Raw genomic sequence first — 602 nt, 5'->3', positions numbered from 1 at the left:
TTATGGTCGTAAGAGTGAAAAGATGTCGGAACAAACGACAGAGCAGCCGCAGTTATTTGACGAGATAGAGGTTAGTGTCGCTATCCCCTGTGGGATTATCTGAGGCGGCAACTCCGCTGTTTTTACCGCTCCACCAGCACTCTCTACTCCCTCACAGCTCTTGCACGCATACTTATAACGGATATGTTTAATTACCTGTATTTTAGCCGGTACTATGTCCAGCTTCTCACACACTTCCTCTCCAATACGACTGAGCTGACTACCACATGCACATACCTTTTCATCCTCACTTATGTCATGGATTTGCTCTACTCGTGGAAGCTCCTCAGGCAATGGCCGCCTGCCGCCTCGTTTGCGGCTGTGGGCTGGGACCTTAACCTCATCGGCTTTAGATGCTTGCTCAGCACTAACCTCTATCTCGTCAAATAACTGCGGCTGCTCTGTCGTTTGTTCCGACATCTTTTCACTCTTACGACCATAAAGTTTAGCTGTAAGCAGACGCAACCGCTCCTCAAGTATTTTAATATGCTGATCCTGTACTCTTATTTTTTCCTTAAGATTATTTATATCATCAGGAAGATTATCTGTCATTGTTATCATTA

At 45.3% G+C, this 602-nt stretch carries 1 protein-coding gene; it reads right to left on the bottom strand.

Going from position 1 to position 602, the window contains the following annotated elements:
* Positions 1 to 602, bottom strand: a 602-nt coding sequence (locus H7844_16100) for an IS66 family transposase zinc-finger binding domain-containing protein (GenBank protein MEO5358799.1), incomplete at its 5' end; no start/stop codon positions are given.

It is taken from the genome of Nitrospirae bacterium YQR-1 (assembly GCA_039908095.1).
Lineage (GTDB): Bacteria > Nitrospirota > Thermodesulfovibrionia > Thermodesulfovibrionales > Magnetobacteriaceae > Magnetomonas.
Note: the sequence above shows the minus strand (reverse complement) of the source record. Positions and strands in the feature narration are given on the sequence as shown.